Genomic DNA, 13183 nt, shown 5'->3' on the forward strand with positions numbered 1-13183 from the left:
CTGAACCCCCCTTCTGAACAGGGGTTTTGATCATTTGGCGATGACTACGTTGTCATCGTGCGCGGTGCTCCGATACGCGGACACGGGCGCCGTCCGTGTGGACGGCGCCCGTGTCCGGGATCGATCCGAGGGGTTCCCCGTGGGCGAGATCAGGCCACGCCGGCGTTGAGGAAGATGCCGCCGTCCACGACGAGCGTCTGGCCCGTCACCCAGGCGGACTGCTCCGAGGTGAGGAAGGCCGTGGCGCCGCCGATGTCGGAGGGCACGCCGAGCCGGCCCAGCGGGTAGCCCGAGGCGGCCTCCTCCTCGCGTCCCTCGTACAGGGCTGCGGCGAACTTGGTCTTCACGACCGCCGGGGCGATCGCGTTGACCCGCACCTTCGGCGCGAACTCGTGCGCCAGCTGAGCGGTGAGGTTGATCAGCGCGGCCTTGCTGACGCCGTACGCGGCGATGAAGGGCGAGGGCGAGAGGCCCGCGACGGAGGCGATGTTGACGATCGCGCCGCCGTTGTCCTTCTGCCAGGCGTGCCAGGTGCGCTGGGCGAAGCCGAGCGCCGAGATCACGTTGGTCTCGAAGACCTTGCGCGCGACGTTCAGGTCGAGGTCGGCGATCGGCCCGAACACCGGGTTGGTGCCGGCGTTGTTGACCAGGAAGTCGACGCGCCCGAAGGCCTCCATCACCCGCTCGACGGCGACGGCCTGGTGGGCCTCGTCGTGCGCCTTGCCGGCGACGCCGATGACCCGGTCGGAGCCGAGCTTCTCGACGGCTTCCTTCAGGGCGTCCTCGTTGCGGCCGGTGATGCAGACCCGGTCGCCGCGGGCGACCAGGGCCTCGGCGACGCCGTAGCCGATGCCGCGGCTGGCGCCCGTGACGAGCGCGACCTTGCCGGAGAGTGCGGGCAGTTCAGTCATGTCAGTGTTCCCCACCGTTCCTGGTCTCCGTTTTCACTAGTCGAGCGGCCCGCCGGCCACGTACAGCACCTGGCCGGAGACGAAGCCGGCGGCCTCGCCGGTGAAGAAGGCGATGGCGTTGGCGATGTCCTCGGGCTCGCCGACGCGGGCGACCGGGATCTGGGTGGCGGCGGCGGCCTTGAAGTCGTCGAAGCCCATGCCGACGCGGTCGGCGGTGGCCTTGGTCATCTCGGTGGCGATGAAGCCGGGGGCCACGGCGTTCGCGGTGACGCCGAACTTGCCCAGTTCCTTGGCGAGGGTCTTCGTGAAGCCCTGGAGACCGGCCTTGGCGGCCGAGTAGTTGACCTGGCCGCGGTTGCCGAGGGCGGAGGAGGAGGACAGGTTGACGATGCGCCCGAACTTGGCGTCGACCATGTGCTTCTGGCAGGCCTTCGACATCAGGAAGGCACCGCGCAGGTGCACGTTCATGACGGTGTCCCAGTCGGAGACGCTCATCTTGAACAGCAGGTTGTCGCGGAGCACGCCCGCGTTGTTGACGAGGATCGTCGGCGCGCCCAGCTCCTCGGCGATCCGCGCGACGGCCGCCTCGACCTGGGCCTCGTCGGAGACGTCGCAGCCGACCGCGAGCGCCGTGCCGCCGGCCGCGGTGATCTTCTCCACGGTGTCCTTGCAGGCGGCCTCGTCGAGGTCGATGACGGCGACGGCACGGCCCTCGGCGGCCAGTCGTACGGCGGTGGCGGCGCCGATGCCGCGCGCGGCTCCGGTGACTACGGCGACCCGCTGCTCAGTGGTGGACATTCGCTGCTTCTCCTCGTCCTGGGGATGCGGCCCGTGCGGAGCGTGCGCCCTGGGGTGAGCGACCGCTTAGTACCTTCCGCAGACGTGACGCTAGAAGCCCTGGCACGCGGTGTCAACGGGACACCGGGCCGGTGTGATCCATTACCTGGCCGTCCCGGCGCGCCGCCCCGCACCGGTCGCCCGATCGGCCCAGCGCTGCGGGCCGCCGGGCCGCCGGGCCCCTAGCGTCGAAGCGCGAGCCACTCGTGGCCGGAAAGGAGGCGTCCATGCGCCGTCGTACCGGTGCAGCAGGCATAGCCGTCGCGATCGCCGCGATCGTGCCGCTGGCCGACCCCGCACCCGCTCAGACCCTCGACTCGAACCTGGAGTCGGACTGCCTGAGCTCCACCTACCAGGAAGCGGTTCCGATCGGGCTGGAGGCGGATCCGGGCGTTCCGGACCCGCTGTGCCCGGACGCGCTGTTCGACGCCCCGCCCGACGACGCTCCGCTGGACGAGGGCGGTCTCGGCGACGACCGGCTCGACGGGAGCGGCCTCGGCGACGGGCGGCCGGACGAGGGCCTGCCCGACGGAGGCGGACTCGACCCGGGCCGTCCCGGGGACGGCCGGCCCGATCAGAACCGGCCCGGGACGTCGCACTCCACCGGCCAGGGACCCTTCGACCAGGGACCTTTCGACCAGGGCGGCATCCGGGAGATCCGGGAGGGAGACGGCGGCGTGGGCGGAGGTGTGGCGCATCCGCGCGGGGACCAGCTCCCGACGATCTCCGCCACCACCAGGCCGGCCCCGGTCACCACCCCCGCTCCGGCCACCACCGCGCCGGCACCCGTGACCTCTCCCTCCGTCGCGCCGACGCTCGGCACTCGGGGCGGCCTGGGCGGCGCCTCGGGCACCGGGCCCAGCGACTGGGACATCGGCATCGGCCTGAGCTTCGTGACCGGCGCCGCGCTCACGGCGGGCTGGGTGATCAGGCGCCGCCGACGCGCGTGAGCCGGCGCGCGGGCCAGGAGATGTCGTTCGGATCCAGCCGCGGTCGCGGGGTCGTCCGGCAACGAGGAACTCTCACCCGGAGCCGGCCTGACCCAAACGGCACCCCCCGGCCGCCCGGTCCGGCCGCCGCGTCCTCACCGCACCAGCAGGTCGAGCAGCCGCTCCGTCTCGGCGGCCGGGTCGGCCGTGAGGCCGGTGTGGACGGGGCCGGGCTGGACGACGGTCGAGCGGGGCGCGATCAGCCAGCGGAACCGGCGGCCTGGGTCGTCCCCGGCCGCCTGGCCCGCCGCGTCCCCTCCGGCGCAGACGCCCTCCACGGCACGCAGCGCCGCCCGCACCCCGGGCAGGTCGGCGCGCGGGTCCAGGGCCAGCAGCCTGTTCTCGTCGAGGTGGGTGCGGGCCCCGACGTAGGACTTGGCACGGCAGTAGACGAGTACGCCGGCGTTGACGCACTCCCCGCGTTCGACGCGCGGCACGACGCGCAGCAGCGCGTACTCGAAGACGTGGCGGTCGCTCACCGCTCCCCCTTGGCTCACTTGACGCGTTCGTGGATCGTGGCGGCCCGCGCGAGCAGGGGCCGCGCGTAGGCCCGGCGGAGGTCGTCGGGGGTGGCGAAGCCGGGTTCGTCGCGCAGCCAGACGTCGGGGATCTCGGCGGTGACCTCGGTGAGGAGTTCCTCGGTGACCAGCGGCGCGAGCGCGGCGGCGGCCGACCGGACGTCCGGCGCGAACCGGGCCAGGGCGTGGTCGGCGGCGTCGTAGGGGCGGGCGGCTGAGGCCTCGGCACCGGGCCAGTTGTGGTGCCAGATCATGGTGGCGCCGTGGTCGATGAGCCACGTCTCGCCGTGCAGCCGCAGCAGGTTGGGATTGCGCCACGAGCGGTCGACGTTGTTGACCAGCGCGTCGAACCAGACGATGCGTCCGGCCTCCTCGGCGCTCACCTCGAAGGCGAGCGGGTCGAACCCGAGCGCTCCGGAGAGGAAGCCCATGCCGAGGTTGGTGCCGGCGCTGGACTTGAGCAGCTCCTGCACCTGCGGGTCGGGTTCACCGAGCCCGAGCACCGGATCGAGGTCGACCGTCACCAGCCGCGGCACCCGGAAGCCCAGCCTGCGGGCGAGTTCGCCGCACACCACCTCGGCGACGAGGGTCTTGCGGCCCTGTCCCGCGCCGGTGAACTTCAGGACGTAGGTGCCGAGGTCGTCCGCCTCGACGAGACCCGGGAGCGAGCCGCCCTCGCGCAGGGGCGTGATGTAACGGGTCGCCAGGACCTTGCTCAGCACTTGTGCGGGTCACCCGTCTCTTCGGCCGTGCCTCCTCACCGCGGGGAGGCTCCCCCGGGCATGCGGTGAGCATAGTGACCGCGGGTGACCTTCGGCGAGGCGGGCACGGACGCGGCGCGCGTGCCCGTCGCTCGCCGCGGCGCGGGACCGAAGGCGGTGCCCGCCGCCCGGGAACGGGCGGAGCGGCCGCGGATACCCTGGTGCTACGTAACATTGCACCGAGAGGAATCCCGTGGCCGCCTCGCCGACCGACCCCGATCTGCCCGTTCTCGGGGGCACGCGCCGCAGTTTCCGTGAGCGGGTGACCGACGCGCTGCGCGCCGCGATGATCGCCGGCGAACTGCGTGCGGGCGAGGTCCACTCGGCGCCCGCCCTGGCCGCACGGTTCGGGGTGTCGGCCACGCCGGTGCGCGAGGCGATGCTGGACCTGGCCAAGGAGGGCCTGGTCACCGCGGTGCCGAACAAGGGGTTCCGGGTCACCGAGGTGTCCGACCGGCAGTTGGACGAGTACACCCACATCCGGGCGCTGATCGAGATCCCCACCACCGCGGACCTGGCGACGACGGCCGATCCGGCGGCGCTGGAGGCACTCCGCCCGGTGGCCCGGGAGATCGTCACGGCCGCCACGTCCGGGGACCTGGTCGCCTACGTGTCGGCGGACCTGCGCTTCCATCTGGGACTGCTCGCCCTCTCGGGCAACCGGCACCTGGTGGAGGTGGTGCGCGAGCTGCGCACCCGCTCCCGGCTGTACGGCCTCACCTCACTGGTCGCCGAGGGGCGCCTCAAGGCGTCGGCGGACGAGCACCTGGAGATCCTGGAGGCCCTGCTGGCCCGTGACCGCGAGCGGGCCGAGGAGGTCATGACCCGCCACCTGGGGCACGTCCGCGGCATCTGGGCCGTCCCGGACGGCAGCACCGGGCAGCGGGAGGCGGGGTCCTCGCGCTGATCCGTGGCGTGCGGTCGCCGTACCGGACCGGACCACCCGGTCGTTGCGCGGCGCCCGGGGCGGACGGTCGCTGAACAACACGTGCCTCCGGGCCGTACCTGTCGGCAGACCACCACGTCCACCCGGGAAGGGAACCCCAGCATGACCAGCGCTTCGTTTCACCCCGCGACGGGACCGGCCCGTCGTACCGTCGTGGCGGCGGCCTCAGCGGCGGGCCTCACCGCCGTGCTGGCCGCGTGCTCGGGCTCGGACGACGACGCGTCGAGCGACACCGGCGCCGCCCCCGACTCCGCCTCGCGGGACGCGGGCAGCGGCGGCGAGGGCGCCGGCGCCGGGGCGGCGCTCGCGACGACCGCCGACATACCCGAGGGCGGCGGGAAGGTCTTCCCCGACCGGAAGGTGGTCGTCACCCAGCCGGCCGCGGGCGAGTTCAAGGCGTTCTCCGCCACCTGCACCCACCAGGGCTGCGCCGTGAAGAGCGTGTCCGACGGTGTCATCAACTGCCCGTGTCACAACAGCAGCTTCTCGATCACGGACGGCAGTGTGCAGGGCGGACCCGCTCCCAAGCCGCTGCCCGCCGTGCAGATCACGGTCAGCGGGGACTCGATCCGGCTGGCCGGGTGACCGTGGCGCAGCGCCGGGGGCGCAGGATCATGATGACCCCCGGCGAGCTGGAGGCGTTCCTCACCACCCAGCGCACCTGCCGCGTGGCCACCGTATCCGCCGACGGAACCCCGCACGTCAGCACGCTGTGGTTCGCCTGGGACGGCGCGTCGATGTGGCTGTACTCGGTCGTGCGCAGCCGGCGCTGGACGGACCTGCGGCGCGACCCGCGGGTGGCGGTCGTCGTCGACACCGGCGAGGACTACGACCAGTTGCGGGGCGCGGAGCTGTCCGGCCGGGTGGAGTTCGTGGGCGAGGCACCGCGCACCGGTGAGCTGTGCGCCGAACTCGACTTCCCGGAGACGCTGTTCGCCCGCAAGAACTTCGGTCTCCGGGAGATGCCGCACGACGGCCGGCACGCCTGGCTGCGTCTGACGCCCCAGAAGGTCGTCTCCTGGGACTTCCGCAAGCTGCCGTCCGGTTAGGCGGGCGCCCCCCGGCCACGGCTCATCCCGCCTGTGCCACGGTCCGCGCGGCCGCCCGCAGCGCGTCCACCGCCGCCCGGATCGACGGGCGGCGGTCGGCGTCCGCCCGCCACACGACGTACACGTGCCGCCGCACCCGCTGCTTCAGCGGCACGGTGACGACCTCCGCGGGCATCGGGTGACGGCCGAGCAGCGGGGCGATGCACACGCCGAGCCCCGCGGCGACCAGCCCGAGCTGGGTGTGGGTCTCGGCGGCACGGTGGCCGACGATCGGCTCGACGCCCTTCGAACGCAGCGTGAACATCAGCCACTCGTGACAGAACTCGCCCTCCCCCCACGTGATCCACTCGTCCTCGGCGAACTCGGCCAGGTCCACCTCGTCCCGGCTCGCGAGCCGGTGGCCGACGGGCATGGCGACGTCGGCGGGGTCGTCGAGGAGCGGTGCCTTGACCAGACCGTCGGGCAGCGGCATCGGCTTGTTGTACCAGTCGAGCACGACGGCCAGGTCCAGGTCGCCGCGCACCACGCCGTTGATGCCGCGCTCCGGCTCCAGCTCCGCCGAGCGGATGCGCAGCGCGGGGTGCTCGGCCCGCAGCGCCGCCAGCGTGGCCGGGAAGAGTCCGCGGGCGGCCGTGGGGAACGCCGACAGCCTCAGCTCGCCCGCCACCTGTCCGCGCTGCGCCTCCAGGTCGGCCTGGGCCAGCTCGACCTGGGAGAGGATGCGGGCCGCGTGCTCGGCGAGCAGCCGGCCGGCGTCCGTGAGCCGCACGCCCCGGCCGTTCCTGGCGAGGAGCTGCTGACCGGCCTCGCGCTCCAGCTTGGCCATCTGCTGGGAGACGGCCGAGGTGGTGATGTGCAGGCCGGCGGCGGCCCCGCTGACCGATCCGTGCCGGGCGAGGGCGTCGAGGGTACGCAGGCGCTCCAGGTTCAACATGTAAGCGATACTACGAGGTACTCCGTGCGAAATCTCGATTGTGCTACGAGGACGACTGATTCATCGTTGTCCGTATGAGCAGCAGCGCCCCCTCCTCTTCGTCCACCGCGCCCACCGCGTCCTCTGTGCCCCGCCGCGTCCTCGACTGGCGGCTGCGCTTCGGCCTCCTCTCCCTCGTGTGGGGTTTCAGCTTCCTCTTCATGAAGGTGGGCACGGAGAGTTTCGCCCCCTTCCAGGTCACGCTCGGACGACTGGTCTTCGGTACGGCCGTGGTCGCCGTCGCGATGGCGGTGAAGCGGGAGCGTCTCCCGCGAGGGACGTGGACGTGGGTGCACCTGGCGGTGGCCGGGCTCCTCCTCAACGCGCTGCCGTTCTCCCTGTTCGCCTTCTCGGAGCTGACGATCCCGTCGTCCCTCGCGGGCATCTGCAACGCGACCTCGCCGCTGTGGGGCATGGCCCTGTCGCTGGTCGCCCTCTCCGAGGACCGGCCGACGCGGCGCCGGGTGGCCGGCCTCGGCATCGGCTTCCTCGGCGTCCTGACGGTGCTGGGCGTCTGGCAGGGCTTCCACGGCCTCGACGTCACGGGCACGGCGCTGGCCCTGCTGGCCTCGCTCAGCTACCCGGTCGGCTGGATCTACGTCCGCCGCACCCTGGCCGGCTCCCGCCACTCCCACCTCTCGCTGACCGGCGCCCAGCTGGGCCTGGCCACGGTGCAACTGGCGGTCGTGACCCCGCTGTTCACCTCGGTGCCGACCAGCTTCCCGGTGCTCCCCCTGCTGGCGGTCGCGGCCCTCGGGGCGCTGGGCACCGGGCTCGCCTTCCTGATCCAGTACGACCTGGTCGCCGAGGTGGGCCCGACCACGGCCCAGATGGTCACCTACTTCACCCCGGTCATCGCCACGGCCGCGGGCGTCGCGCTCCTCGGCGAGTCGCTGTCCTGGTCGACACCGGTCGGAGCGGCGGTCGTCCTCGCCGGCGCGGCACTGACGCAGGCCCGCCCGAGGTCCGCCCGGGGCGGGACCACGCCTGCACCGGCGGCCGGGGCGCCGACGGGGGTACGGCAGGAGTCGCGGGTCTGAGAACCGCGCACGGAGCCCTTCCTCAGACGTAGCTCCGCAGCGGCCCGGCCCCCGGCCCCACGGCCGCGGCGACAGCCGCCGCCAACGGCCCGACGTCGTCCTCCCCGAGCGTCGACACGGTGATCCGGATGCCGGGCGGAGCGCTCAGCCGGAAGCGGGCGCCGGGGGCCACCGCCCAGCCGGCGTGCAGGAGCCGGGCGACGGCGCCGGTCTCGTCCGGCACCGGGATCCACACGTTCATGCCGCTGCGCCCGAACCCCGTGACCCCGTGTTCCGCGAGGGCACCGAGGAGCGCCTCCCGTCGTCGCCGGTACACCTCCGCCACCGCGCGGGTGTCCACCGCGCCGCCCGACCAGAGCCGGGCCACGGCCCGCTGGCTGATGCGGCTCACCCAGCCGGGGCCCAGCCGCTGCCGTCCGCGCACCCGGTCGAGCGTGACGGGGTCCCCGGTGAGCACGGCGAGCCTGAGGTCGGGACCGCAGGCCTTGGCGGCGGAACGGACCAGGGCCCAGTTGCCGGTCGTGCCGGCCAGGGGGTGCAGGGGGAGGTCGACGATGCCGTGGCCGTGGTCGTCCTCGATGAGCAGCGTGCCGGGGTGGTCGCGCAGGACGGACCGCAGGGCACGCGCGCGGGTGGCGCCCACCGCCGCACCCGTCGGGTTCTGCGCGCGGTCCGTGACCACCAGGGCGCGGGCACCGGCCTCGAGGACCCGGCGTACGTCCTCGGGCCGTGGCCCCTGGTCGTCCACTCCGACGGCGACCGTGCGCAGGCCGAGCGCGGGCACCAGGTCGAGCAGGCTGCCCCAGCCCGGATCCTCGACGGCGACGGCGTCCCCGGGCTTGAGATGAGCGGCCAGCACCCGCTCCATCGCGTCCAGCGAGCCGGACGTCACCGCGACCGGACCCTCGGGCACCCCGTCGGCGTCCAGTTCGGCCCGGGCGACCCGGGCCAGCTCCGGGTCCAGGGACGCGTGCCCGTACAGCACCGGTTCACGGTCGCCCGCTTCCGCCGCCGCTGCGAACACCGGGCCCAGCGCGGGCAGCAGCGCCGGATCCGGATTGCCGTCGGACACGTCGCGCACGCCCTCGGGCACGTCGACGCGGATGAACTCCCGCCCGGTGGTGGCCGGCTTCGCGCGCACCCGGCTCCCCCGCCGCCCGGCCGTCTCGATGACCCCGCGCTCGCGCAGGGTGCGGTACGCCGCGGCGACGGTGTTCGGGTTCACCCCCAGGCTCCGCGCCAACTCCCGCATCGGCGGCAGGGGCTGCCCCGGCTGCAGCTCTCCGGCACCCACCGCACGCTCGACGCTCGCGGAGATCTCCGCTGCGCCCCGCCCTGTGATCCGATACTCTCCTAGCACAAAGTAGATTATGCACTAGTGCAATGGAGAACGCCATGCAGGGGACCACGGGGACGCCGTCGCAGCCGACCGCCACCTACCCGCCCACCGACCGCACCGTCCCCACCCGCTCCGCCGACCGTGCCGCGTACGACAAGGAACTGGTGCACGCGATACTCGACGAGGGCTACGTCTGCCATCTCGGCTTCGTCCGCGACGGCGCCCCGGTGGTCCTGCCGACGTTGTACGGCCGGGTGGGCGAGCGGCTCTACGTGCACGGTTCGACGGGCTCGCGCCCGCTGCGGATGGCCGGCGCGGCTGACCCGGGGTTGCAGGTATGCCTGACCGTGACGCACGTGGACGCGCTGGTCCTGGCCCGTTCGGCCTTCCACCACTCGATGAACTACCGGTCGGTGGTGGTGCACGGCACGGCGTACGAGGTGACGGACCCCGAGGAGCGGCGCACGGCCCTGGACGCCCTGGTCGACCATGTCGTCCCGGGCCGCTCCCGCGACGCCCGGCCGGCCAGCAGGAAGGAGCTGGCGGCCACGGCCGTGATCCGCCTCGACCTCGACGAGGTCTCCGCCAAGCTCCGCACCGGCGGGGTGAACGACGAGCCGGAGGACCTCGCCCTCCCCCACTGGGCCGGCCTCGTCCCGTTGCGCAAGGGATACGAGGCCCCGGTCCCCGACCCGGCCCTGGACCCCGCCACCGCGCTGCCGGACTACCTGTCGGCCCGGTGACACCGGCCCGCACGGGAGGGGCGGGCCCCCGGCAGGCCGGCCCCGCCGTCAGGCCGGCGTCGGTCGGGGCCGTGCCTCCCTGGCCTCCCGTGCCGCTCGCGTCTCCGCCACCGCTAGCCCCCCGACCGAGCCGAGCATCAGCAGGGTGCCGGCGAGGGTCGCCGCCGTGAGGTGCTCACCGAGCAGCAGGACGGCGAGCGCCGCCGCGCTGACCGGCTCCAGGAGCATGATCACGGAGACGGTCGCGGACCGGACGACGGCCGCGCCGGCGAAGTAGAGCCCGTAGGCGAGGGCGGTCGGGACGGCCGCGACGTAGGCGAGGAGCCACAGCAGCCGCACCGGTTCGGCGGTGTGCGGCACCAGGCCCTCGGCGAGGGCGAGCGGCAGCAGGCACAGGCTCGTGACGGCGAACGCCCCGACGGACGTACTCGCGGCGTCCGCCCCGCCGTCCCGCCCCCACCAGCGGGTGAGCAGCGTCATCACCGAGTACCCGGCGGCGGACAGCAGCGCGAGGAGCACGCCCGGCAGGCGGACGGTCGTCCCCCCGCCGCCGAGGACGAGCACCGCGAGCCCGGCGAGCGCGCCCACGACGGACGCGAAGCCGCCACGTCCGAGGTGTTCGCCGAGACCGAGGCGGGCGCCGAGGGCGATCAGTACGGGTCCCGCGCCGAGGGTGACGACGGTGGCGACGGCGAGACCGGTGGACTGTACGGCGGCGAAGTAGGCGGTCTGGAACACCGCGAGCCCAAGCCCGGTGACGACGGCCCGCGGCGCCCTGCGCCTGAACGGTCCCCGGACGGCCGGGCGGACCCGCGGGCGCAGCGGGCGGGCGGCGAGCAGGAGGACGAGTCCCGCCGCACAGCGCCAGAACGACAGGGCGACGGGGCCCATGTCGCTGACGCGGTAGGCCAGCGAGGCGGCGGCACCGGCGGTGCCCCAGGCGACACCGGCGACGATCAGATAGAGGAGGCCACGCCCTACGGGCAGGCCGGAGACGGCATTCGACACGAGTTCTCTCCGCAGACGCGCACGAGGCGCGGAAGTTCGAGGCGTCCCGGAACGAACGGCCGGGGCGCGGGGACTTTCGTCTGCGGGCAGCACCGTCCGGCCCGGCGACAGCGCGCCGGGCTGGTCACAGGGCCCGCCTCAGGCGGCCGGAGGCGGGAGGACGAGTGCGTCGAAGTGCATGATCGGCACCTTAGGCCGCGGTCCCCCGGCTCGACAAATCCCTTTCGGGTCCCCCGCCGGCCACCGGTTCCGCGGCGCCCTTCGCCGGAGTGGAGGTCTGGGCGATGAAGGCGCCGGCCAGCACCACGAAGCCGCCGGCGATCTGCGGCGCGGAGAGGTGCTCGCCGAGCAGCACCCAGGCCGCGACGGTCGCGATGACGGCTTCGAGGCACGCCACGACGCCGGCGACCTGGGGCGAAAGACGGCGCACCGCGACGATGCCGGTGACGTAGGCGAGCACCGTGGCGACGAGCACGATCCAGGCCAGCAGCAGGGCGGCGGGCACGGGCGTGCCGTCCATGGGGGCGTCGTGGGCGAGGACGGACCACTCCATCGACCAGGGGCGGGCGACGACGGTGAGCACGGCGGCGCCGACGAGCAGACCGTAGGCGATCACGCCGAGCGGGTCGGGTGCCGCCTCGCCGGCTTCGCTGCCCTGGTCGGACAGGACGAAGTAACCGACCTGGCAGCAGGCGGCGCCGAGCGCGAGCAGCAGCCCGAGGGCGTCGAAGCCGAGTCCGGACCAGACCTCGACCACGCAGGCGAGTCCGCCGACCGCCAGGACCACGCCGAGCGCGGCGGCCCGCGTCACCGGACGCCGCTGCACGAACCGGACCCAGCCGAGGACCAGGGCGGGCGCCAGGTACTCGACGAGGAGTGCGACGCCCACGGGGATGCGGGAGAGGGCGGCGAAGTAGCAGGCCTGCACGCCGGCCACGGCGAGCAGGCCGTATCCGGCGACCAGCGCGGGGCGGCGGCGCGGCAGCGCGCGGTGGCGCACGGCGAGCGGCAGCATCACCAGGGCCGCTCCGGCCACGCGCAGCCAGACCACGTGCAGCGGGTCGAGTCCGGCCTCGATCAGTGGTTTCGCCGCGACTCCCGAGCCTCCGAAGGCGAGGGCGGAGGCGAGCGCCAGGCCGAGCCCGGCGCCTCTGCCGCGAGTGCCGCGAGCGCTGTCAGACGTATGCACCGGCACATGATGACAGGGGTCGACATGACCGTCACCCTCGTTGACACCTGTCTCACCGACTGGACGGCCGGGGGCCGCCGGACGGGGACGGCATGCCCCGTGAGGGGCGGGAGCCTCGTGACGGGCGTGGACGCCCGTGGGGCCCGTGGGGCCCGTGGGGCCCGTGGGGCCCGTGGGAGGGGAGCACGCGCGCGTGGCCCGAATGCCCGTGAGAGGGGGAGCACGCGTGCGTGGCGGGAACCCCGTGAGCGAGGCGGCGGGCGGGGCGGCCTCAGGCAGTCGGCTCGACGTGGCTCTCCACGCGGGCCAGGACGGCGTGCGGCTCGACGGCGGCGCGGGCCAGCACCTCTCCGGCCCGCGTCCGCGGGTCGGCGACCAGCGCGGCGAGCAGGTCCACTCCACCGGCCCGGGCCGACCCGCGCCGGGCGGCGCGGGCACAGGCGTCCTCCATGGCGGCCGCCGCGGGAGGGGAGAAGCCGGCGGCACCGGGCACGGCGGGTACGGCGCCCGAGTCCTCCACGGAGCTCTGCCAGCGCAGTCCGTAGCCGATGCTGCGCTGCACGAGGTAGCCGAGGACCCGGGCGATCCTCGCCGCGTCCCCGAGGAGCCCGCGGGCCTGGGCGTCGCACTCCAGCAACGAGTGCAGCAGGTGGGCCGTGTCGATCTGCCGGTCCCCGTCCCGCACCGCCCGGCGGCGGGCACCGGAGACCGCGGAGGCCAGTTCCGCGCTGAACCGGTCGTCGAGGTCGGTGCCGTCCGGCCACCGGCCGCCTTGCTCGCCGGCCGACTGCCGGGGGATACGGGGTTGCACGTCACCCAGCTCACCAGTCCCGGGCGGCCCGGTCATCCCCGGGGGGAAGCATTTCGCCGTCCCACGCAG

The 13183-nt window shown here is 74.1% G+C and carries 15 protein-coding genes; 6 read left to right on the plus strand and 9 right to left on the minus strand.

The annotated features are described in order from the left end of the window. Positions 1–149: 149 nt before the first annotated feature. Together EV562_RS13370 and fabG are read right to left on the minus strand one after the other, a co-directional pair. On the minus strand, positions 150–911 hold the full coding sequence (locus EV562_RS13370) for an SDR family oxidoreductase (RefSeq protein ID WP_133887003.1): 762 nt from the start codon (positions 909–911) through the stop codon (positions 150–152). A 36-nt stretch (positions 912–947) separates the two neighbouring features. Next, positions 948–1709, minus strand: a complete 762-nt coding sequence (gene fabG, locus EV562_RS13375; protein WP_133887004.1) for a 3-oxoacyl-ACP reductase FabG — start codon at positions 1707–1709, stop codon at positions 948–950. Between the two features lie 266 nt (positions 1710–1975). On the opposite strand from fabG, the gene EV562_RS13380 reads away from it, so the two are divergent. Continuing rightward, positions 1976–2698 carry a hypothetical protein gene (locus EV562_RS13380; RefSeq protein WP_133887005.1) on the plus strand — a complete coding sequence of 241 codons (723 nt, stop codon included), beginning with the start codon at positions 1976–1978 and terminating at the stop codon, positions 2696–2698. A 134-nt stretch (positions 2699–2832) separates the two neighbouring features. Here EV562_RS13380 and EV562_RS13385 read toward each other — a convergent pair whose 3' ends face one another. Both EV562_RS13385 and EV562_RS13390 read right to left on the minus strand, forming a co-directional pair. Beyond that, the gene (locus EV562_RS13385; protein ID WP_133887006.1) at positions 2833–3216 is read right to left on the minus strand and encodes a DUF3037 domain-containing protein; all 384 of its coding nucleotides are present in this window, start codon (positions 3214–3216) and stop codon (positions 2833–2835) included. 14 nt (positions 3217–3230) lie between these two features. Further along, entirely contained in the window at positions 3231–3977 is a 747-nt protein-coding gene (locus EV562_RS13390) for a HipA family kinase (RefSeq protein WP_133887007.1), read from the minus strand. A gap of 232 nt (positions 3978–4209) precedes the next feature. Here EV562_RS13390 and EV562_RS13395 point away from each other — a divergent pair, with 232 nt between their 5' ends. The 3 genes from EV562_RS13395 to EV562_RS13405 all read left to right on the plus strand — a co-directional run bounded on the left by EV562_RS13395 (position 4210) and on the right by EV562_RS13405 (position 6011). Beyond that, positions 4210–4923: a GntR family transcriptional regulator gene (locus EV562_RS13395; protein WP_133887008.1), complete on the plus strand. Its 714-nt coding sequence runs from the start codon at positions 4210–4212 to the stop codon at positions 4921–4923. 141 nt (positions 4924–5064) lie between these two features. After that, positions 5065–5547: a Rieske (2Fe-2S) protein gene (locus EV562_RS13400; protein WP_133887009.1), complete on the plus strand. Its 483-nt coding sequence runs from the start codon at positions 5065–5067 to the stop codon at positions 5545–5547. Next, positions 5544–6011 (plus strand): pyridoxamine 5'-phosphate oxidase family protein, encoded by a 468-nt coding sequence (locus tag EV562_RS13405; RefSeq protein ID WP_166661748.1) that lies wholly within the window; start codon positions 5544–5546, stop codon positions 6009–6011. Before EV562_RS13400 ends, EV562_RS13405 begins: the two co-directional genes overlap by 4 nt. 22 nt (positions 6012–6033) lie before the next feature. On the opposite strand, the gene EV562_RS13410 is transcribed toward EV562_RS13405, so the two are convergent. Continuing rightward, positions 6034–6945 carry a LysR family transcriptional regulator gene (locus EV562_RS13410; RefSeq protein WP_133887010.1) on the minus strand — a complete coding sequence of 304 codons (912 nt, stop codon included), beginning with the start codon at positions 6943–6945 and terminating at the stop codon, positions 6034–6036. A gap of 74 nt (positions 6946–7019) precedes the next feature. Here EV562_RS13410 and EV562_RS13415 point away from each other — a divergent pair, with 74 nt between their 5' ends. Further along, positions 7020–8024, plus strand: coding sequence for a DMT family transporter (locus EV562_RS13415; protein ID WP_133887011.1), 1005 nt, complete (start codon positions 7020–7022; stop codon positions 8022–8024). Positions 8025–8046: 22 nt separating this feature from the next. Here EV562_RS13415 and EV562_RS13420 read toward each other — a convergent pair whose 3' ends face one another. Next, on the minus strand, positions 8047–9384 hold the full coding sequence (locus EV562_RS13420) for an aminotransferase class I/II-fold pyridoxal phosphate-dependent enzyme (RefSeq protein WP_133887012.1): 1338 nt from the start codon (positions 9382–9384) through the stop codon (positions 8047–8049). Between the two features lie 35 nt (positions 9385–9419). Here EV562_RS13420 and EV562_RS13425 point away from each other — a divergent pair, with 35 nt between their 5' ends. Continuing rightward, positions 9420–10106: a pyridoxamine 5'-phosphate oxidase family protein gene (locus EV562_RS13425; protein ID WP_133887013.1), complete on the plus strand. Its 687-nt coding sequence runs from the start codon at positions 9420–9422 to the stop codon at positions 10104–10106. A gap of 48 nt (positions 10107–10154) precedes the next feature. Here EV562_RS13425 and EV562_RS13430 read toward each other — a convergent pair whose 3' ends face one another. From EV562_RS13430 to EV562_RS13440, 3 genes are all read right to left on the minus strand, one after another. After that, positions 10155–11114 carry an EamA family transporter gene (locus EV562_RS13430; RefSeq protein WP_133887014.1) on the minus strand — a complete coding sequence of 320 codons (960 nt, stop codon included), beginning with the start codon at positions 11112–11114 and terminating at the stop codon, positions 10155–10157. Positions 11115–11304: 190 nt separating this feature from the next. After that, entirely contained in the window at positions 11305–12309 is a 1005-nt protein-coding gene (locus EV562_RS13435) for an EamA family transporter (protein ID WP_133887015.1), read from the minus strand. 265 nt (positions 12310–12574) lie between these two features. Then, entirely contained in the window at positions 12575–13114 is a 540-nt protein-coding gene (locus EV562_RS13440; protein ID WP_133887016.1) for a Clp protease N-terminal domain-containing protein, read from the minus strand. Between the last annotated feature and the right edge of the window lie 69 nt (positions 13115–13183).

It is taken from the genome of Streptomyces sp. BK208 (genome assembly GCF_004364245.1).
Taxonomy (GTDB): Bacteria; Actinomycetota; Actinomycetes; order Streptomycetales; family Streptomycetaceae; genus Streptomyces.

Coding starts and splice junctions, on each gene's coding strand:
- EV562_RS13370 (WP_133887003.1), bottom strand. CDS start 911: ATGACTGAACTGCCCGCACTCTCCGGCAAGGTCGCGCTCGTCACGGGC.
- fabG (WP_133887004.1), bottom strand. CDS start 1,709: ATGTCCACCACTGAGCAGCGGGTCGCCGTAGTCACCGGAGCCGCGCGC.
- EV562_RS13380 (WP_133887005.1), top strand. CDS start 1,976: ATGCGCCGTCGTACCGGTGCAGCAGGCATAGCCGTCGCGATCGCCGCG.
- EV562_RS13400 (WP_133887009.1), top strand. CDS start 5,065: ATGACCAGCGCTTCGTTTCACCCCGCGACGGGACCGGCCCGTCGTACC.
- EV562_RS13410 (WP_133887010.1), bottom strand. CDS start 6,945: ATGTTGAACCTGGAGCGCCTGCGTACCCTCGACGCCCTCGCCCGGCAC.
- EV562_RS13415 (WP_133887011.1), top strand. CDS start 7,020: ATGAGCAGCAGCGCCCCCTCCTCTTCGTCCACCGCGCCCACCGCGTCC.
- EV562_RS13425 (WP_133887013.1), top strand. CDS start 9,420: ATGCAGGGGACCACGGGGACGCCGTCGCAGCCGACCGCCACCTACCCG.